Below are 19,699 nucleotides of genomic sequence, written 5' to 3' on the forward strand. Positions count from 1 at the left end.
GGCCGCCGCCAGCGTCGGGATCAGGTGGCCGCTCACCGTGGAGCGTCCTCGGCGGGCAGGTACGACAGGCGATCGAGGATCGCATCGGCCAGCGCGACCGGCAGCAGCGGCAGCAGGCGCATGCCGAGCGTCAGCAGCGCCGGGAACGCGATCTCGCTGCGGCCCGCGTCGAGCCGGCGGCGGATATAGGCCGCCGCTCGCTCCGCGCTCCAGAGGAACGGCTTCTCGCCGGGGAACACGTCGCTCATGGCCGTTTTCACGAAGCCGGGCAGGATCACCGTGACGCGCACGCCGTCGCGCTTGAGCAACGGGCGCACCGAATCGGCGTAGGCCTTGACCGCCGCCTTGCTCGCGCAATAAGCCGGCGAGATCGCCATGCCGCGCAGCGCCGCGATCGAGCTGACCATCGCGATGCGGCCGCGCTTGCGCACGCGCATGCGGTCGATCACGGGCAGCACCGTGTGCAGGGCGCCGTAGAGGTTGGTGTCGATCACGCGGGCGGTGCGCGCCAGATCTTCCCAGTCGCTCGCGTGCGCGATCGTGCTGGCCACGCCTGCGTTGGCGATCAGCAGGTCGATCGGGTGTTGTTCGTCGAAGGCGGTCAGCCAGGCGGCGGTGGCGGCTGCGTCGCGCACGTCGAGGATGCCGGTTTCGACCGTGGCGCCGCGTGCGCGGCAGGCAGCGGCCGTGGATTCGAGTTCGGCGGGATTGCGGCCCACGATGCCGAGCATCATGCCCGGCGCGGCGTAATCGAGCGCGAGCGCGCGGCCCAGGCCCGCGCTCGCGCCGGTGATCGCGACGTGACGGACCAACGGCTCAGGCATCCGCGCGGTCCAGACGGTCGACCGCGCCCGCCACCGCCATTGCGATGCCGGTGCGCGTGTAGAAATCGCCGTTGATCTGCGTGTGGTGCATCACGTAGTCGAGAAACGCGTGGTAGAGGGTCATGTTGGGCACGTCACCGTTGAGCCAGAAGTCGTCAAGAGAGCCCTGCCAAGTCAGGCCGCGCATATTATAAATTGCCGCCCCGAGCGCCATCAGGGGGCGCTCGTGATGAAGCGCCGACAGGCCAACCGTGCTGTTCACCACCACCACGGCACGCGCATGTTCGAGCAGCGTCGGCAGATGGCCCGAATTGATGAAGCGCAGCCGGCCTTCCATACCGGCCGCACGCGCGATCGACTCCGCAAAGCGGCGATACTCGATGGCGCCGGTGTCGAGCGGGTGATTCTTGATCAGCAGCACCGCGTCGGACGGCGCATGCCGCGCGAACGAGTGGATCACGTAATCAATGGCGTCACGCACGCCCTCGAACGGCGAATGCACGACGATCTGGGCATCCGAATTCAGTTGCAGCGGAAACAGGTAGTACTGACGATTGCCGTCGATCAGCTCGCGCGTGACGGCCTCCGCTTGCCGGCGGTGCCGTCCTTGCAGCAAGGCGCGAAACGCGAGGCCGCCGTATTCCACCATGCCGTTGCGCGGGCGATGGCTGCGGTAGCGTGGGAAGCGCCAGGCGAACACCGCGTTGGCGACGCGGTAGCTGATGTCGTGGAAAACGCGTTCGTAGAGGTTGTAGCCGGTGGGCTGGCCGGGCTTGGCAGGCGGCGTCGCCTCGCGTGCCGCGATAAAGGCTTGCGGGTCCAACGGCATCAGCGAGCGGCCGTTGACGCCATGGTGCTCGAGCGTGATCCAGTGCGGACGGATATAGCCTTCCTCGAACACGTGGACGCGCAGGCTGCGCGCCTGCGCGATTGCGTGAATCGGGCGATGGATTTCGCGGCAGTCGCCGAACATGAGGATGTCGGTAATGCGTTCGCGTTCAATCAAGTCGGCGTACCACGCCGAAAGATCGGAGGATTTGCCGTTGTAGTTCAACGGCCGATTTGTACGGCCATAGAACCAGTCTCCACCGCAAAAATTTACTCGGTAAACCGCGTGGCCGCGCGACGCGATTGCGTCAGCGAGACGGCTGAAGAACAGTGAAGCCGTGCCTTGCAGCACTAGAAATGAGCGAGGCATCGAATGAGTGAAATCGACCGCATGCACCGGCAGGCGCGGAACAAGCACCGCAGCAATTCGGTGGGACCGAAGCAACTGCAGACAGGTAATTCCGCGCACCGCACCCCGGCACGACGGACCGAGGAATATAGCATCACCTTTAAATCAGATACAACCAGACCGACTATTTAGCATCAAATTGTGACAAATGTAACCATAAAAATATTCCTGACATGCCGTTGGCAAATCTTACTCACAACGCATAAAATCGCGCGCTCGAAGCGCGCCGGGCTGCGGTCAGAGAACGAATGGGCATGTCAGGCATTCAGCCGCGCATCGCCATCGATAGCCCGTTAATCCACCCGAGCCGGGCTGGCCCATTCACGTGATCCATTGAAATCGACGAGATTGTGATAAAGCCCAAGACAAGGCATATTGTCGCCTGCCCATGCTGGATGGGCATCATGCATGGCGCCATCGCGACCTGCGACCTGCGACCGCGCCGCGGCGGCGGTTCGGCGAGGCGTCGAGCGTGCATACTGACGATTTGCGTGCATCCTGGGCCTCGCAGCGCGATCGAGGCTCTGCCCGCCGTCGGTTCATGATCGGGGCAAGCCCCGCCCGCCAAGGAAAAATCCCATGCCCGAAGGTCGAAGGTTCGCATCAGTTGCTCGACGCCGCAGCGCAAAAAGACGCGCTCGGATCGCGAATCGACTTCGTGCAACGTGCCATCCGCATTGCAGCAACGACCCTCAAAAATTCGCGTGGTAGGCGACCGGACATTCGTTGCGATAACGATCGCCCGTCATGCAACAGGGCTATGGTTTCGACCCATCGTCGCTGCGCCGCCTCTCGCAGTCCGGTGCGAGCCTTGGACGCGGAGATCGCGATCGTCGCGCTGCTTGCACACGAACTGCCGACCACTTCGCTTCGGAACCAGATATCGCTTCGATACGGACCAGCGTGATACTTGAAATGCTCTCGCTGCCATCCTGCACTAGATAAGGATTTTTCAACATGTTGAGAAAAACAGCCGTTGTAGTCTTCGACGGCAACAACGTCGGTACCGATTCCGGCCCCTTTCAGGACGGCAAATTTGCAGGGCATCTTGCTCAGGATTTGTCTTTCCAGGTTGAATTCGCCACCGTTGCAGGGTTCGAGCGAACCCTCGCCGATTGCCTCGGCGATTACGACAAGTCCGTTGCCCCTCTCAGAAACTACAACGCCCCTTTGAGCGTCGTCGTAATCAATGCCGGCAGCGACGAACTCCTCCACGGAAAGAGTGCCGCCGATACTTACGAAGAATTCACCCAATACGTAACTAAAGCCCACACGCAGGGATGGAAAGTTGTTGCCTTGGAGCTGCAGGCAGCATCGATTTACTCGGATGCAATTCGGAGCGAAATCGCCAAATACAATGCGCTTCTCGTCGGAAACACGGCCGGTGTCGACGGAATTATCTCTCCCGATAGCAAACACGAACAAAGTGCCGGCGGTGCGAAAAGCGATGGCGGATCGTCGGCACGGGATGAATATGCCAATCTGGCAAAACTGCTTGGCGAATCGGTGGCGCGGCTCTGGGATAACAAGGAAGAGCGAGAGAACGTCATATTGTTCGGCGAAGTGCAGATTTTGGCGATCTACCGCCATCTGCTCGATGTCTTTCAAGAAACTCAATCGGACCGTTATGCGCTCGAATTCGTCGACAGCAACGACGACTACGCTCCGCAGATCGTCAGCGACCTTCTGAAACGCCCTGGCCGGGTAGTCCTGCAAATCAACCCCGATCGTTCGGTTCCGCATCGGCGCATTTTGGAGACCATGCAGGAAATTGGCGCCACTCAGGCGCTCAAGGTTCCAATGCTGCAATGCCGGAGCCTGTGGCCTTTCGATCGTTACGATCACGAGATCCACGAGTTCAATTCGTTCGCATCCGGAACGCAGGGCGACGACACGCTGCGGAAGCTCGTCAAGCAGAAAAACAGCGCGAAAATTGCCGCCACCGAATATAGCAATACCGATATCGGCACGCTCGTCGATCTGAAGGCGATTTTCCAGGACGACGTCAGCCAATGGAAGGCGCTTGAAAAAGAAAGCGACGTCGTTTTCTCGGATTATCTCGTTAACAAGTTCACTTCGCAAAAATTCTTCAACTCGCATAAGCTTCCATCGAATCCCGCGATCAAGATCGTGATCGATCGGATTCGCAAGTTTCTCGACTTCGACGAAGAGCAGATTCGCGTGTCGAATGACCTTCTCAATGAAACCGATCTGTTGCAGCCGGACACGCCGATTCACCCCAGCATCACCAACCACCTCAACTTGGGCTGGCTGAAAAAGAACACGCTCTATAGCATTTTCGGGAAAAAAACCGATTACCAGCGCTGGGCGTTTGAATACGCGAAATTCTATGAATTCCTGCAGGATCGGTCCGGATATACCGACGACGATGTGGACGTTCATGGCGACGCCCAAGCGGAACTGCGCGCAAGCCTGTCGCGCACGAGAAGCGCGCCGAAATCCTCCATCAATGCGAATTCATCGAGCGCCTCGAAAATGTCCAGCTTTGCTTCGTTCTTTTCAAACATCCCTGCGCGAATCCGGCGCATGGAACCGCTGCTCCTGATTTGCGTCGCGATTCCCACGTTGCTGTCCGCAATCTATTTCACGATTTTCGCGTCCGACGTTTATGTTTCTCAGTCGACGTTCCTCGTGCGCAGCCCGAACAAGAACAATCAGTCAGGCAGTTTCGTGGGAGCGTTGCTGCAGAGCACCGGCATCTCGCGCGCATCGGACGACACCTATGCGGTCAATGACTATCTGATTTCCCGCGACGCGTTGATGGCGCTGAACAAGAATAACGCTTACTCCGACGCTTACGGCCAGGGCCAGGGTGATCTGTTCAGTCGTTTCGGTTCCTTCGGTTACCTCCGAACGTTCGAAGACATGTTCCGCTACTTCCAGCACCACGTCGACGCGCAATACGATACCGACACCGGCATCACGACCCTCGAAGTCAATGCGTTTTCGGCGGCGGACGCGCGCAGGTTCAACGAGAAATTGCTTGAACTGGGCGAGCAGCGCGTGAATGAAATGAACAATCGCGCAAAGCAGGATCTGATCGTCTACGCACGGAATGAAGTTGAATCCGCCGAGGCGAATCTGAAGAAGTCTGCCGCAGCGCTGTCGAGCTATCGCAACAAGCAGGCGATTTTTGATCCGGAGCGCCAGTCCGCGCTCGCATTGCAAAATGTCATCAAAATTCAAAATGAATTGGTCGCGGCCAAGATTCAACTGGCGCAACTTAAATCAGTGTCGCCGGCGAATCCGCAGATTCCGGCCTTGAATGTAAAAATTGCAACGCTGCAAGCCACGGTCGACAAGGCCAGCAGTGAGGTCACCGGCGGCCAGGGCTCGCTCGCGTTCAAGAGCTCCGCTTATGAACGGCTCGAACTCGATCGTCAGTTTGCAGACCGTCAGCTGACTGCATCACTTGCCTCGCTGGAAACAGCACGAAACGACGCTCAGCGCCAGCAACTCTATCTCGAGCGGATTTCGCAACCGAACGAGCCGGACAAGGCACTGCTGCCGCATCGGCTCCGCAACATCATTGCAACGTTCATCATCGGGCTGGTGGTGTGGGGTACGTTGAAGTTGCTGGTCGCAAGCGTCAAGGAACACCATGATTAAATCTCCGTCTGAATCCGGACGGCAGTCCAGTTTCTCCCGATCGATGGAGATTCAAGGGCGTGTCGTCCATGCGCTGCTGATGCGGGAAATCATTACCCGCTACGGACGCCACAACATTGGTTTTGCGTGGTTGTTTGCCGAGCCCATGTTGTTCTCGCTCGGCGTCATCGTGCTCTGGAATTTGTTCCATGACGTCGGCTCGGCCCACCATATCAGTGCCATCGCCTATTCCTTGACCGGATACTCGACGATCCTGGTTTGGCGAAACACGATCGGCAGATGCACATTGGCCGTCGAACCCAATGCGTCGCTCCTTTATCACCGCAATGTCAGGGTGATCGATTTCTTCTGGGCGCGTATCGCATTGGAGTTGATCGGTACAACGCTCTCGATGATCGTGCTTATCGGCCTGTTTGTGGCGGTGAACGTCATCCCGGTACCGGTCGACATCATGAGCATGGTGATCGCGTGGGCACTGCTGTGCTGGTATGCGGCTGCGATGGGCCTGCTGATCGGCGGGCTGACCGAATTCAACGAACTGACGGAACGCCTGTGGCATCCGATCGCGTATTTCCAGTTGCCGGTTTCAGGCGCACTGGTGATGGCGGCGTGGCTGCCCGAATACGTGCGAAAGCTGGTTCTGCTCTTCCCGGTTGCCAACTGCGTCGAACTCTTTCGTTACGGCTACTTTGGCAATGAGGTGAAGACGTACTACAGCATTTCGTACGTTGTCCTTGTCAATCTGGTCCTGTCATGGCTTGGGCTGCTGGTTGTTTCCGCTGCGGCACGTCGAGTGGAGCCCGAATGATTAAGTTAAGCAACATTAGCAAGCAATATGAGACGCGGCAGGGAAAGCGCCTCATCCTCGATGAGGTCAACCTGACGATCGAGCCGGGCGAACGAATCGGCATTCTCGGCCGTAATGGCGCGGGCAAATCGACCATGATCCGCCTGATCAGCGGCTCCGAATTGCCCACTACCGGGAGCGTTTCGCGCACGATGAGCGTGTCCTGGCCGCTCGCGTTCAGCGGAGGCTTTCAGGGTAGCCTGACTGGCCTGGACAACCTGAGATTCGTTTGCCGGATCTACAAGACTTCATACGACAATGCGTTGCCATTCGTCGAAGAATTCTCCGAGCTCGGCGCCTACTTGCGCGAACCGGTCAAGAAATATTCGAGCGGCATGCGCGCTCGACTGGCGTTCGCCATTTCCATGGCGATCGAATTCGACTGTTTTCTGATCGACGAAGTGATTGCGGTCGGCGATACTCGATTCCACGAAAAATGCAATGTCGAGCTCTTCGAAAAGCGGCGCGATCGCGCGATGATCATCGTGTCGCACGATGCCGGACGGATCAAGGATTACTGCACCAGAGCTTGCGTCCTCGAGAACACGCATCTTTACCATTTCGACGACATTAACGAAGCGTACGACTACTACAATTACACGCAAATGCAGTAACCAATAAAAAGCCGTTGCCAGCATTCGCTGACAACGGCTATTTACTGCCAATGTCTCTGCCGGAGAGCTCGCGTTTCGCACGAACTCCCCGGACCGACGATCACCAGCTGGTGTCGTACTCGATATAACGGACCATGAATTCCTTGAAGGTCCACCAGTTGCCGTAGATATTGAATACCGCCTTGTCGCCCTGGCAATATTCAAGCTTGTGCCATTTCGCGACGTCCGGATGAATCGGCATCCAGAAATCGGAAATCGAGGTCGGAAGAGAGAACAGCTGATTAACGCGCTCCGCCGGCGGCGAGCCAAGACGATCGTGGCTCAAACGCAGCAACTGAGAACCGATTTCCATGATCGATTGGCCGGATACGTGCCCCCATGTATAAAACATCGGGTGTTTCCGGTAATTGGCGAGAACGTAATCGGCCATTTTCACATCGGATGCATCGTCGCGCTTCCGGAGCGTACCCATATCGCGATCGAATTGGGCTTGCAGGTTGCCGAGGCGCCCACGTGCGAGATCCATGTAGCGTTGATAGGCGCGTTCGCCACGTAGTCCTTCTTTCGCCACGTCCTGACCGACGACATCCCCGTCGTATGGATATCGCCCATGCGGGAAGCGCGGCTCCGCATGGCTTCGCGTATCGGGCCAATTGAACGGCCAGAGCGAAAACATGCTGATCGACGGAAACACCAGCTTCAGCGCAGTCGATGGGATGAGCGCACGCAGGCGGTCGCGCATGGGCACATCGGCACGTTCGTCGTATTGCTCCCAATACACGGCAGCGTTGCGAATTCGAGGATCCGTCAGCTTCGCCGCATCTTCGGCAACGTGACCAAGAATCGTAACGATATCGAATTCCGGATAAAGCACTTCGAGGCGCGTCAACAACCCATCGAGCACCGCAGCCTGGCAGTTGCCGTATATCACCAAGGAGTGCCGAGCGCTCTTGCCAAGATGGAATGCGGCTTGTCGTGCAATGGCAATCGTCTGCGGCGTGCCCCGCGCGGTATTGAGCAACTTGACAGCGCCGTCGTACGCGGCTTTCCAATCGTTATTGAGCGTTGCCACCCAGTTCTGATATTCGCTGACGATCGCGGCGCTCGGGAACCGCTTCGCGCTGTTGTTGATCACCTTCCGGGCCGCACCGACGTCGCCGGCGTTGGCCAACGCGATGGCGCGACGAATGCCCAACTCGGGACGATCGTCGATCCGCTCGTCGAGAACACGCAAGAACTCGGCCGAATCACGCCAATTGCCGCGCTGGCCCTTGATATCGGCAAGCAACAGCCCCGAAGGAATGTACGTCGGGAACTGACGGTCATTGGCTGCAAGCAAATCCTCTGCATGCACCAATCTGCCCTGCTTCCAAGCCGCCTCGGCCATGCCGTATCGAGGCTCGGCGAAGGTGGGGAACCGTTCCAGGGCATCCGCCCAGCGTCGATACGCTTCCTGCCAGTCCTGGCGCGCAACGGAGTTGGTCGCGAACTGAAAATGCAGACCCGCATCGTGCACGCCGAGCAGTTCGCGTGCATGCGCATCCGCGTCGTCGACCCGTCCCAAATCCCGGAGGACCTGGATCAGCCTGACATGCGCGTAGTTGTTTTCGGGCTCTCGCCGAACCACCTCTTGCCACAGCAAGGCGGCCTGCGCGAGTGTTTGTCCATGTGATTCCGCTTCGGCACGCGCCAACAAATCCTTGGTGGACTGCCCGTCGAAACTTGGAGCCTTGGGCGGCTCGACTTTTTCAGCCGCGGGAGACGGAGCGACTTGCACTGGAGCGGTCGCAGCAGGCCGAGCGCTCACCGCTTCGGCAGCCTTTCTGACGGCAGGCGCAGGTGCTGCAGCCGGCTCGCTGCTCGACGTATCGATGAAGGTCTTGGGACGCGTTTCGGCCGAAACCGCCGCTACATCGAATTCCCAAGTGCTGCCATCAGATGCAACTTTCTCGAAGCCCAGCCGCCCATACAGTTCGGCCACAACTCCGTTTTTCTTCGTCGGCGTATAGAACCCGACAATCTTCTTGACGCCGCGCCCCTCGATCTGTTCGAGCAACTGCCCGAAGATGAATTCTTCCGACGTGCGCGAGAAAACCCGGCAGCTCATCAGCCAGCTATCGATCTGGAGGGTGTTGCCTTCGATCGTCCCGACCAGCGAGGACACGAGACCGTGATCGGCGTGACGATCGCGCAATTCAAACGCCATCGTAAGCATGTCGCCGCGAGACATGAAGCTGCGCAGATCGTCTTCGCTGTAGCGGCGCGTCGTCATGTTGAACTGATTCGTCTTTTGCTCCATCTGCGCCAGACGAACCAGGTCCGAATCGGTAGCGGCGTACAACCGCCCGACCATGTTGAGACCACGCAAGTAGCTGTCGATGTCGCCGGCGCTTTGGCGGTCCGCCTCGGCAGCCGCTCTGGCCTGATAGGCTTCGGCCCGCGAAAAATCTTCCTTGCTGTATGCCGGCAGGTCGAACCAACGCCCTGCCTCCAACAGCGCAATGAACTGGCTCGGATCGGTCCCGAGCTCGACGACGCCCACTTCCGGAAGCTGCTCGCGAATCAGCTCGCATTCGAACGGATTGTCATCGGCAAATACGAACGAATCGATGCCGACATTGAGTTCCGCCGCCAGACGACGCAGCCCGGTTGCCTTGTCGTCCCATGAAATCTGTGCAGCGGCAAAATCGTCACGCTTGAGAACGGCCTGCGGGTGATTGAGCCCGTCGGCGGCCAGATCCGGATTATTCTTCGAGCAGATCGCGAGAATGACGCCGCGCGCAGCCAACTCTCTCACATGGTGGCCCCAATCGGCGAACGCTTCGCCATCGGGGCTTCCCGTGCCGAGCTTGATGCCTTCCTGACCGTCGTCCCCGATGATGCCGCCCCAGACGGTATTGTCGAGATCGAGTGCCAACACCTTCTTTGCCTTGGCGTTGGCGGTACGCCAAGCGGCTCGGAAATAGGCCAGATAATCGGGCAGGAATTGAGGCGCAAACGGCATGCGCGACGTGAAATAGTAGCGCGCGCCCGAGAATTCGACGCGGCCTTTCGCATCGGCCAACTGATCGAGTTCGACCCAGCTAACCTTCGCGCCGGCGGCTTCAAACAACAATTCGTTCAATCGCTTGACTTGCGCCGCGGCCGACGTCGCGAGGTTACGCTCTGCCTGTCCACGCAAATTTGCCAGCGGGGGCACCATCACGTGCTGGACGAGCTTGCAGCGCAGGTTGGCGGCCAGTTGATCCCACAGACCACGGAATTGGCGAACGCAATCCTGCAGCTTTTTCTCAACCGCCTCGCTGGACTCGTTTGCGGGAACCGCGCTGACCCAGTCGCGCCAATCGGGCGCCAGCACCACCACGTCGGGCTTGGCCGAATAGAGCCCCGATGCGGGATTCAGCGCTTCCTGCACCATCGAACCAAACGGCGCCTCGTAAAACGTCGGCAGGACGCCTTCCTGGAACACCGCGCACGCAATGGCAGACACGACGAAATCGATCGTCAATGAACCAACGACTGCAATTTTTGCGGTCGCCCCAGTCCAATTGTCTCGATCCGGCGAATGACGAATCACATCCGCCGCTTCGTAGATGTCGTTCAACGCCAGAGAACGGTTCAGCCGGACACGCAGGTCAGCGAGCGTGGTGTCGGCGGCGATCTGGGCGTTTTGCGACACCGAAGCCTTGACTACCGCGCCGGACGCCGCCGCAGACGCAGATTTATCGGCGAGCAACTCTCGAATCGATTTGACCGAAACGATTCGTGCCATCTCCTGATTGGTCAGTTGAATCTGGTAGACCTGTTCGAGCGAGTTGGCGATGATGATCTGCCGCAGACTGTCCCAGCGCTCGACATCCTGGTAGGTCGTCTCCTCGGAAATCGTCCCCTCCGGAACACCCAGGATCTGCGCCAATGTCGTCAACAGCGCATCGTCGTGCGCGGAATTAGCATCTGACATGTACTTTCCTCAAATCTCACATCGAAATCGAGAATCCGGCAACGTGCGGAGTCTCGACAATGAAAACTCAAAAACTTGCCGCGAGCACCATTTTTTCGGTATCCGTTCGGCAATCTTCTTGTATATCAGGAAAAAATTACTTTCTGCCATTTCCTACTTGAAACGAATCTGCAACAGACCGCCAACAATCAGGCAATGGCGCAAGCGTGCCGCAACGATATTACAGCAGCTCGTTTTGGCTGTACGCTACGCGCCGGCTTCGTGAGTTCTCCCAATCGGTTTGAAAAGTCAAATGCCCGAATGCCGAGCCAGCCGTTCAAGCATCACGCTCAGCTTCGCGGCACTTTGCTCCCATGTCAGCCTCGGCATCGCACCGCTTTTTGTCGCTTCGCCGGCACGCAATCGGTCCAACCACGATTGCAGTTGGGTCGCCAGTTCATCGCCGGAATCTGCTCGAAAGTAAGTGGCATGATCGCCCGCTACCTCGCGAAACACCGCGAGATCGTTGGCGAAGATTGGAATTCCCCATTGAGCCGCCTCGACCAGCGGCAGCCCGAAACCTTCCGCTTCCGACGCCATGATTACGCCGTCGGCACCAGCATAAAGCGTGCATAGGTCATCGTCGCTTGCCGAGTTCAGCCAGACAAGATTGGCCTGTTTGTCGTGGAGCGCCGCGAGGCGCGCCAGCAATGCCTCCACACGCCATCCGGCTCGCCCCGCAATGACCAGCGTCGCATCGTCGCCGTCGGACCAGATTTTTTCGAAAGCATCGAGAATCCGGGCATGGCCCTTGCGCGGCTCGACGGTTCCCACCATCAGGATCACGGGCCCGGAGCGGCTGCCGATCACGACGTCGATCGAACGATTCCTGGCACTGACGACATCGGCAGCCAACGGAATATCGGCGCCGAGATGAAACCAGTCGATCGACACGTCGGATGGGGACAGTTGATAGTGCGTGCCAAACCAGTGTTCAACGTCGTTCGCCACGGACTGCGAAATACAGAACAACGCATCGGCGTGGATCGCAAGCGTCTCCAGCCAGCGGTGAAATGCCTTGCCGGCAATCGGGGTGAACCAGGCCGGATACATGATCGGCAGCAAGTCGTACACGACGAACGCGCATCGCACACCGCGCTGGCGCCATTGACGCAACTGAGGTTGTCGCAACGGCAACGGCCTGTTGGTCAGGTCGAGACCGAGGAAGATATCGCCGGGCTCGACGTCCACGATCGTATCGTCTGCTGTCGGCTCCCGCCCCATCAACTTCGCCGTGTAATGATTGGCATAGCGATAGGGCCGCTTGCGCGTGGCATGGACCAGCTTGACGGTCATGCCTGCCGGGGGGGTTTTCAGGAGATTAAGCGTGATGGATCGGACGACTCGCTGAATCCCGGTGCCCGCATCGCTGACGGCGATGATTGATACGTCGAGCAGAAGATGCCGCTCGCGCGACGACTGCCGGACCGTCTCCGCAGAGCCCGGACGATGCGTCGCCGCGCGCATCCGGCGGATCCCACCCGGTATCCACCAGATGTCCAGCCAACGCAGAGCCTGTTGGTGTATGAAACGAAGCATTTCCGACTGAAGTCAGCGCATTAAAAAACGCATCGCGCACGCCGAGAGCACGGCGCGATGCGCTCGAGGAGGCGATTGCGGGCTCATCGCCGCGTCCTCAGCCCATGCGCGCCGATGAAATGTTTTGCCGGAACCATTCGTAGGTTTCGCGGATGCCATCGCGCAGGTTGACGCCGGGCTCGAACCCGGTCGCTTTCAATCTCTCGACATCGACCGAACGTCGGGGAATACCCACCGGTTTGTCCGAAAGCCAGTTGATCGGCATCGAGATGCCCGCGGCCTGGCACACGGCCTGCGCCAGATCCTCCATCCGCACTTCCACGCCAGAGGCGATATTGACCACGCCGGATCCATGTTCAAGCAGATGGATCGCTGCACGAGCGGCATCGTCGACGTACATGAAATCGCGCGTGGTGTCGGGGCGTCCCCACACTTCCAGCGCGGAACCGCTGGAGGCTGCCAATTCGGCCTTGCGAATCAGCGACGGGATGACGTGCCCGTTCTCGACGTCGAACTTGTCGTTCGGACCGTACATGTTGGTGAAAACGCCGTAGACGTAGTCGATATCGTTGTACTTCTTCAGCAGTTCCAAATAATGGAACGCGTGAATTTTGGAATTTGCATACCCGTATTCACCGAAATGCGGCAATCCCTTGAACATATCTTCTTCACGAAGCGGAATATTGATGTAAGGGAAAGGGTACGACGCCACCGTGCCGGCCAGAAACACCTTCGTGACAGAACTTCCCGCCAGACCGCCCAAAAGGTTTTCATTGATGCGCGTATTGAGGGAAAGCGACGAAAGTTGATTTCGCAAATTTCCCTGCAGGCCAAAGACTTGCGAGGCCAGGTGGATCAGATGAGTGGGGGTTTCAGTCGCGATAAATTCTGCGACGGCATCACGATCGAGCAAATCCAACTCGGCACGACGCGGCGCAACGTAGGTTGCACCCGATGCTTCGAGCTGCTGACGAATCGCTGAACCGACGAGGCCGTAGCCTCCCGTTACGAAATACTTGCTCATAGATGTTCCTAAATAGCCTTTTTCTTCCACAACCACTGAATCGGTTTGGAGATAAATTTAGGGATTTTCACCGAGTCGTAGAGCTTCACGAGCAGCGCGCGAGCAGCTGCCGTATCCACCTGCTTCACGAACGCCATCGGCTCCACGAACTGGCCATGCAAGATAGGCGCTGCGCGAAGCTTATCGTCCACGTAGTCAACACCCAACACGTCGGTCATCAGTTCGTACTCCCGCATCAGCTGAGCATGATCCGAGATGCGATGGTGCACAACATAGTATTCGTGGTCCACGACTGCAGCGACCTGTACCGCAGACAGCCCTTTCTCGAATCGCTGGTAGGCGATCGACAACAGACGCTGCCAAAAATACGGCGTGTAGGCGAACGTCGAGAATACTTCGCTCATCGACTCGGTGCGGCGATACAGCGTTGACGCGCACGAGAAATAAGCGTTTGCATCCATCATGGAGGTCAGCAGGGTGAACCGCTTGAACGTGGCGCGACCTTCATGAGGTTTGCTCGTGTTCTCCAGGACGGTGAAACCACCCGCGATGTATCCTTTTTCGGGTGCAGCATCGAGTTCGGCCCACATTGCCTCGACCGTCGACCAGACCGGACGCTCCCATGCCGGGACAATCTGAAAGATGGCGTTGATCGGCAGGCTCTGAATCACGGCGAGCGCTTTCTGCACGATTTCGTTCGTAGTGCCGATGTAATCCGCAGCACTGCGCTTGAAACGCACGACTTCGATACCAGGGCAAGCTTGCCGGATATCGTCCTCGCGCGCAGCCGAGCTGGCTTCGGGAATCAGCGCATAAGCCTTGATGTTCGCCTTGCCGTTCATCCGCAGCGAAAATGCGCGGACCTTAGAAGTGAAGGACGGGTTGCATTCGTCGGCAAGGAACAACGTGCAGAGCGAATTCTCTACCGAGCTTTCGGCGACCTGTCCCTTGTGCGGACCATCAGCGAGAATGCGTTTGAAGTTTTCGACCAGGCTGAAGCGCTGTTTGTAGATCTCCTGGGCGCGAGCCGCCCTTTCAAGCGCCAGTTCCGGATTTTCACGGATCCAGTTAACGTGCTCCTCGACCTTTTTCGCCACTGCCGTTACCGGCTCGGTCGTATCGATATAAAAGAGCAGATCGCCGAAGTTGTCGCGAGCGAATCGATTCTGATCGCAAATGATCGGCACGCCGGCAGACAGGCACTCGAACAGTCGACTCGACATCAGCCCCGATTTGATATGCGCCTCGGACGACAGTACCAGGCCAATGCCCGACTGAGAAACACGCGAGATCAGCGTCTTGCCGTCAAACGGGATCGATCCCTGATACGAGTCGTAGCCTTCCCAAACGCGGACATTCTGAAAAATTTCCGGACCATAGATGTCGAGCATCTTCTTCTGATCCAGCAGTTTCATCAACTCGTGATGACGGCCGCCGCTCCCGCTCAGCGCTTCCCAGTTGATCCCGCAATAGAACATCTTGCCGCGACCGAGCGCCGGAGCAATTACCGGCTCATGGATCGCGTGATAGAGCGTCAGGAAAGGCGTTGTCGCAGCCCGACCCGCGCCCTTCAGCAAGCGCCGCGCATGATCGTCGGCAACTGCGGAACCGCAAGAAAGGAACGCGTCGTTGGACAGCACATTTTCCGATTTTTCGCGATAGCTCCACTGAAAATAAAAATCCAGAGGATTCCATAATGCGTAATACGTGTAAGCGCTCCACGCCTTTGCCGAATCGAAATGCAGCGCCAAAACAAATTCGACCTTCAGCTCGTCAACGTGGGTAAGAGCATCATCGACCAGATAACCATGCCGATTGATTGAGAGCGTCTCGTAGCCGAGTTCCTGCAGAGCCGATTTGATTCGTAGAATACATTCGGTTTCCGCATTTTCGATGGTGGGCCAATAATCTACGACCGCAACGATTTTTTTTTCTTCAACGAGAGACATTTTTCACATTACCCACATTAGCCGCACCAGCCGAATAATAAAAACGCCGCTTGCAATGCAACGGCGTCAACCGCTCAATCATGCCCGCCAGAGTGCTTCGTGCCCAGCCGCCAAGCAAACCTGCATCCTGCTTCAACCGGTGGCGAGCTCGCCCTGTTGACGGGCGAGCGCATTCCACCGATTCAAAACGAAAAACCGATCTTGTTACGACGCAAATCGGCTTCCACCATCATCTGGCACAGCTCCTCGAGCGCGGTCTTCGGCTCCCAGCCAAGTTCATCCTTGGCTTTCTTCGGATCGCCGATCAACAGGTCGACTTCGGCCGCGCGGTAGAACTTCGGATTGACTCGAACGATGGTTTTGCCCGACTTACGATCCATTGCCACTTCGTTCTCGTTCTTGCCGCTCCATTCGAGATCGAACTCGCATGCCTTGGCAGCCAGCGTGACGAAATCACGAACCGCCGTCGTCCGGTTGGTCGCGAGCACATAGCTGTCTGCCTTGTCGACCTGGAGCATGCGCCACATCCCGTCGACGTACTCTTTTGCGAAACCCCAGTCGCGAAGGGCATCCATATTACCGAGCTCGAGCACTTCCGCCTTCCCGAGGCTGATTTTGGCCAGCGTATCGGTGATCTTTCGAGTTACGAATTCCTGTCCGCGCAGCGGCGATTCGTGGTTGAAGAGAATGCCGCTTGCACCGAAAATATCGTAGCTTTCGCGATAGTTGATCGTCATCCAGTGCGCATAAAGCTTTGCGACACCGTACGGGCTACGCGGATAAAATGGCGTCGCTTCCGTTTGCGGAACCGACTGCACTTTGCCGAACATCTCCGAAGTGCTGGCTTGATAAAAGCGAATCTTCGGGTTGACGATCCGAATGGCTTCGAGCAGATTCAATGCGCCGAGCCCGGTGATGTTGGCAGTCGTAAACGGTTGATCGAAGGAAACGCCAACAAAACTCAGCGCCGCGAGGTTATAAACTTCGGTCGCTTCGGTAGTTTGCAGGAGACGAATGCTGGATCCCAAATCAGTCAGATCATATTCGACCAAACTGAGATTCGGATGATTCAGAATACCAAGCTCTTCAATACGCCAGAAATTGACCGAACTGTTCCGACGATACGAACCATAGACGCGATAGCCTTTTTCCAGCAAAAATTCCGCCAGGTATGCACCATCTTGCCCAGTGATGCCGGTAATAAGAGCCGTCTTCATATATTCCTTTAAATCACGTAGTTAATTCGCCAACTTGTGTTCACGTTACGAACGAGCACGTCTAGGCACCATCCCTGCCCGCTCCAAAATCATTCAGGAACACCGAGACGGACAGATCGAAATTATCTCAAAAAGATACTTTCAAATCCATCCGCTTAATGTCTTGGCGCACCTTACACACTTTGTTACTTGAACGACTGAACCCCGGTCACCACTGGATAGGCAATGGTAAACACAAGGTTAAGCACCTTCTGAATTTCGGTAATCGGCGCATTGGAAACGTACAGCACATCCTTGTTGTCCATCATGAAGCTCTGGACGGCGAAAAAGGCATTCGGATCATGAAGGTTGACGCGGTAAATAACGGGCACCTTTCCTTCAGCCGTCGTTCGCACCGGCTGCTCGGGCCAGTTGAGCGCCTTGGCGTCTTCGAGGCGGAAGATGAACACGCCTTGCGCGTCCGATCGTGCATCCTGCAAACCACCCGAGCGGGCGAGCGCCTGCGCAAGCGTGATGCCTTGCGCTTCGAAATTCACTTCCTCGTTCTTTCCGGTCGCACCCAGCGCCAGGAAACTATACGGTTGATACAAGGCCGTCACGACGTCGCCCGCACGCAGCGGGACGTTTTGACGCGGATCTCGAATGATGGACTGCAGCGGCAACGACGCGACAGCATTGCCGCGCGTTATCTGGATGGTGATCTTGTCAACGGACTGGCGCACTCCGCCGGCCGTGGCCAGCGCATCGAGCAGTCGCTCTCCACGCGCGCTCAAGGGCATCCTGGTGCTGCTCCCGACGTCCCCGACAACCGTAATGTAGGACGTTTCGTTGCGCGCGAGACGGACCAGAACCTGCGGATCGTGCGCCAGATTCTTCAGACGCGATGCGATGTAGCGCTGGAGTTGCGAAGGCGTCTGACCGGACGCCTTGACCGCACCGACGAACGGGACATTGATGTTCCCGTCGCCATCGACAACCTGCACCGGCAAGGTCGTCACGCGGGAACCGCTCGGAGCGCTGCTCCCGCTGCTGTCGGACACGCCGCTGCCAAACAGCGTCGCGGGAGGCGCCTCCCAAATGGAGACTTCAACAGAATCGCCGACGCCCAATTGCTGGCGAAATGATGGATCGTCCCCCAATTGCGTCGCGAAATCGGAACGTGTTCGTTCGGAATACAGCTGACGTGCGACGGCGTCCGTCACGTCGACAATCTGAATCCCCTGCGGATTGCCTCTCGCACCGGCTGAATCGACTTGCGACCGGCTCGGCCCGGACGTAGGAATGGCCGAACAAGCCCCCACCCCGATCATCGCCACGACTGCTGCCATTCTCCGCATACCGCGTTTTACACTTGCCATTTATACAATCCGGTCATTCAGGGGTGGAACCGGCAGCGATTGTCGCACGACGCAGAATAAATTTGCGTATAGTTGTTGCAAATTCCCTCGACCATTTCTTTCCGCGCCAATCGATAACAGATTGCGTGCCGGATGAACATTGCACACGTGTTAAATATATGTCTGGATGTATCTCGACTGCTGTCCCGCCGCTCGGCAGGACTGCTGCCCACCGGCGTGGATCGGGTCGGCCTCGCCTATCTCGACCATTACCGGGAAAACGCGCGCGCAGTGATCAGCCACGGGGGCTACTCGAGCGTTCTGACCAAACAGGCGTCGTCTCGGGCCTTTGATCTGATTGCCCGCAACGATGCCAGCCGCCTCGCCATCCGACGCTCGATTTTCCAGGCGTATCTGACTCCTCACAATCCGAATTTCGGACGAGCCGTCCTGCTCCATACCAGCCACAATGGCATGGAGCATGTCCGCTACTACGAGGCAATGCGTCGTCGCAACATACGCAGCGTTTTCATGGTTCACGACCTGATCCCGCTGACTCATTCGGAGTACTGTCGTCCGGGTGTCGATGAAAGCCATCGCAAGCGTATCCATACCGCGCTACGGCATGCGGACGGCCTCATCGCGAACTCGGAAGATACGCATGCGATGATCGAGCGAGAAGCCCGGCAAGCTGGCTTGCCGGTCCCGCCTTGTGTCGTAGCGCCGCTCGCCGCGGGCTACCGCTCCTCGGAAGTGACGCGCCCCCCGACGGATCGACCCTACTTCGTGATGCTTGGCACGATCGAACCGCGGAAGAATCATTGGTTCATGCTGCATGTTTGGCGGCGCCTGGTCGAACAACTCGGCAGCGCCGCCCCCAAGCTCGTCATCATAGGACGGCGAGGTTGGGAGTGCGAAAACGTCATCGATATGCTGGAGCGCTGCGCGGCAATCCAGGATGCCGTGATTGAAGTGCCCGACTGTGACGACGCGCAACTCCACGCCTGGCTTCAGCACTGTCGGGCGCTCTTGTTTCCTTCATTTGTCGAAGGCTACGGAATGCCGCTGGTCGAAGCACTGGGCATGAAGGTTCCCGTCATTGCCAGCGATCTCGCGGTGTTCCGAGAGATCGCGTCCGACATTCCCGACTATCTGGATTCGCTCGACGGTCCGGCCTGGATGCGGCTGATCCAGGCCTATGCCGATCCCGACAACACGCATCGCAGCGACCAGATCGAAAGAATCGCTCGCTTTCGTGCGCCGACATGGGCCGGACATTTCGACCGCGTGGATCGCTTCATCGAGACGCTGGCGCAATGACACCGATTCGAAGCCGCCGAAGAGCGGTGTTGCGCGATCTGGCGCCGGTCGATCAGCAGCAACTTCATGCCGGACCGATCCTCGCAACTCACGGTCCGCAGGAATCAGCGATGTCCTGGTTCGCGACCCGGGGTCATGGGCCGCGTGGATCAAGCCTGCGA

Annotated in this window: 12 protein-coding genes; 4 read left to right on the forward strand and 8 right to left on the reverse strand. The window is 58.0% G+C overall.

Annotated features, from left to right (window positions below; all coding sequences use genetic code 11):
• Window positions 1–32: 32 nt before the first annotated feature.
• A complete protein-coding gene (locus AB4851_RS32200; RefSeq protein ID WP_414450290.1) occupies window positions 33–824 on the reverse strand; it encodes an SDR family NAD(P)-dependent oxidoreductase in 792 nt (263 codons plus the stop codon).
• On the reverse strand, window positions 817–2,022 hold the full coding sequence (locus tag AB4851_RS32205) for a capsule biosynthesis protein (RefSeq protein WP_414444020.1): 1,206 nt from the start codon (window positions 2,020–2,022) through the stop codon (window positions 817–819). Before AB4851_RS32205 ends, AB4851_RS32200 begins: the two co-directional genes overlap by 8 nt.
• Window positions 2,023–3,018: 996 nt before the next feature.
• Between AB4851_RS32205 and AB4851_RS32210 the strand changes: the two genes are divergently transcribed.
• The 3 genes from AB4851_RS32210 to AB4851_RS32220 are packed head-to-tail and all read left to right on the forward strand — an operon-like array spanning window position 3,019 to window position 7,152.
• Window positions 3,019–5,691, forward strand: coding sequence for a hypothetical protein (locus tag AB4851_RS32210; protein WP_414450291.1), 2,673 nt, complete (start codon window positions 3,019–3,021; stop codon window positions 5,689–5,691).
• Window positions 5,684–6,499, forward strand: coding sequence for an ABC transporter permease (locus AB4851_RS32215; protein ID WP_414444018.1), 816 nt, complete (start codon window positions 5,684–5,686; stop codon window positions 6,497–6,499). The genes AB4851_RS32210 and AB4851_RS32215 overlap by 8 nt, the downstream gene beginning before the upstream one ends.
• On the forward strand, window positions 6,496–7,152 hold the full coding sequence (locus AB4851_RS32220) for an ABC transporter ATP-binding protein (protein WP_414444017.1): 657 nt from the start codon (window positions 6,496–6,498) through the stop codon (window positions 7,150–7,152). Before AB4851_RS32215 ends, AB4851_RS32220 begins: the two co-directional genes overlap by 4 nt.
• A gap of 100 nt (window positions 7,153–7,252) precedes the next feature.
• Here AB4851_RS32220 and AB4851_RS32225 read toward each other — a convergent pair whose 3' ends face one another.
• The 6 genes from AB4851_RS32225 to AB4851_RS32250 form a co-directional block, all read right to left on the reverse strand.
• Window positions 7,253–11,113, reverse strand: coding sequence for a WcbI family polysaccharide biosynthesis putative acetyltransferase (locus tag AB4851_RS32225; protein ID WP_414450292.1), 3,861 nt, complete (start codon window positions 11,111–11,113; stop codon window positions 7,253–7,255).
• Between the two features lie 288 nt (window positions 11,114–11,401).
• Window positions 11,402–12,691: a glycosyltransferase family 4 protein gene (locus AB4851_RS32230; RefSeq protein WP_414450293.1), complete on the reverse strand. Its 1,290-nt coding sequence runs from the start codon at window positions 12,689–12,691 to the stop codon at window positions 11,402–11,404.
• Window positions 12,692–12,788: 97 nt separating this feature from the next.
• A complete protein-coding gene (locus tag AB4851_RS32235; RefSeq protein WP_414444014.1) occupies window positions 12,789–13,715 on the reverse strand; it encodes an NAD-dependent epimerase/dehydratase family protein in 927 nt (308 codons plus the stop codon).
• Between the two features lie 8 nt (window positions 13,716–13,723).
• The gene (locus AB4851_RS32240) at window positions 13,724–15,664 is read right to left on the reverse strand and encodes a hypothetical protein (protein WP_414450294.1); all 1,941 of its coding nucleotides are present in this window, start codon (window positions 15,662–15,664) and stop codon (window positions 13,724–13,726) included.
• Between the two features lie 182 nt (window positions 15,665–15,846).
• Entirely contained in the window at window positions 15,847–16,881 is a 1,035-nt protein-coding gene (gene gmd / locus AB4851_RS32245; protein WP_414450295.1) for a GDP-mannose 4,6-dehydratase, read from the reverse strand.
• Window positions 16,882–17,066: 185 nt separating this feature from the next.
• On the reverse strand, window positions 17,067–18,218 hold the full coding sequence (locus AB4851_RS32250; RefSeq protein ID WP_414445528.1) for a polysaccharide biosynthesis/export family protein: 1,152 nt from the start codon (window positions 18,216–18,218) through the stop codon (window positions 17,067–17,069).
• Window positions 18,219–18,371: 153 nt separating this feature from the next.
• Here AB4851_RS32250 and AB4851_RS32255 point away from each other — a divergent pair, with 153 nt between their 5' ends.
• The gene (locus AB4851_RS32255; RefSeq protein ID WP_414450296.1) at window positions 18,372–19,538 is read left to right on the forward strand and encodes a glycosyltransferase family 4 protein; all 1,167 of its coding nucleotides are present in this window, start codon (window positions 18,372–18,374) and stop codon (window positions 19,536–19,538) included.
• Window positions 19,539–19,699 lie beyond the last annotated feature (161 nt).

Source organism: Burkholderia sp. 22PA0099 (assembly GCF_047497165.1).
Taxonomy (GTDB): Bacteria; Pseudomonadota; Gammaproteobacteria; order Burkholderiales; family Burkholderiaceae; genus Burkholderia.

Coding starts and splice junctions, on each gene's coding strand:
- AB4851_RS32200 (WP_414450290.1), bottom strand. CDS start 824: ATGCCTGAGCCGTTGGTCCGTCACGTCGCGATCACCGGCGCGAGCGCG.
- AB4851_RS32205 (WP_414444020.1), bottom strand. CDS start 2,022: ATGCCTCGCTCATTTCTAGTGCTGCAAGGCACGGCTTCACTGTTCTTC.
- AB4851_RS32210 (WP_414450291.1), top strand. CDS start 3,019: ATGTTGAGAAAAACAGCCGTTGTAGTCTTCGACGGCAACAACGTCGGT.
- AB4851_RS32255 (WP_414450296.1), top strand. CDS start 18,372: ATGAACATTGCACACGTGTTAAATATATGTCTGGATGTATCTCGACTG.
- AB4851_RS32240 (WP_414450294.1), bottom strand. CDS start 15,664: ATGTCTCTCGTTGAAGAAAAAAAAATCGTTGCGGTCGTAGATTATTGG.
- gmd (WP_414450295.1), bottom strand. CDS start 16,881: ATGAAGACGGCTCTTATTACCGGCATCACTGGGCAAGATGGTGCATAC.
- AB4851_RS32220 (WP_414444017.1), top strand. CDS start 6,496: ATGATTAAGTTAAGCAACATTAGCAAGCAATATGAGACGCGGCAGGGA.
- AB4851_RS32235 (WP_414444014.1), bottom strand. CDS start 13,715: ATGAGCAAGTATTTCGTAACGGGAGGCTACGGCCTCGTCGGTTCAGCG.
- AB4851_RS32215 (WP_414444018.1), top strand. CDS start 5,684: ATGATTAAATCTCCGTCTGAATCCGGACGGCAGTCCAGTTTCTCCCGA.
- AB4851_RS32250 (WP_414445528.1), bottom strand. CDS start 18,218: ATGCGGAGAATGGCAGCAGTCGTGGCGATGATCGGGGTGGGGGCTTGT.
- AB4851_RS32225 (WP_414450292.1), bottom strand. CDS start 11,113: ATGTCAGATGCTAATTCCGCGCACGACGATGCGCTGTTGACGACATTG.
- AB4851_RS32230 (WP_414450293.1), bottom strand. CDS start 12,691: ATGCTTCGTTTCATACACCAACAGGCTCTGCGTTGGCTGGACATCTGG.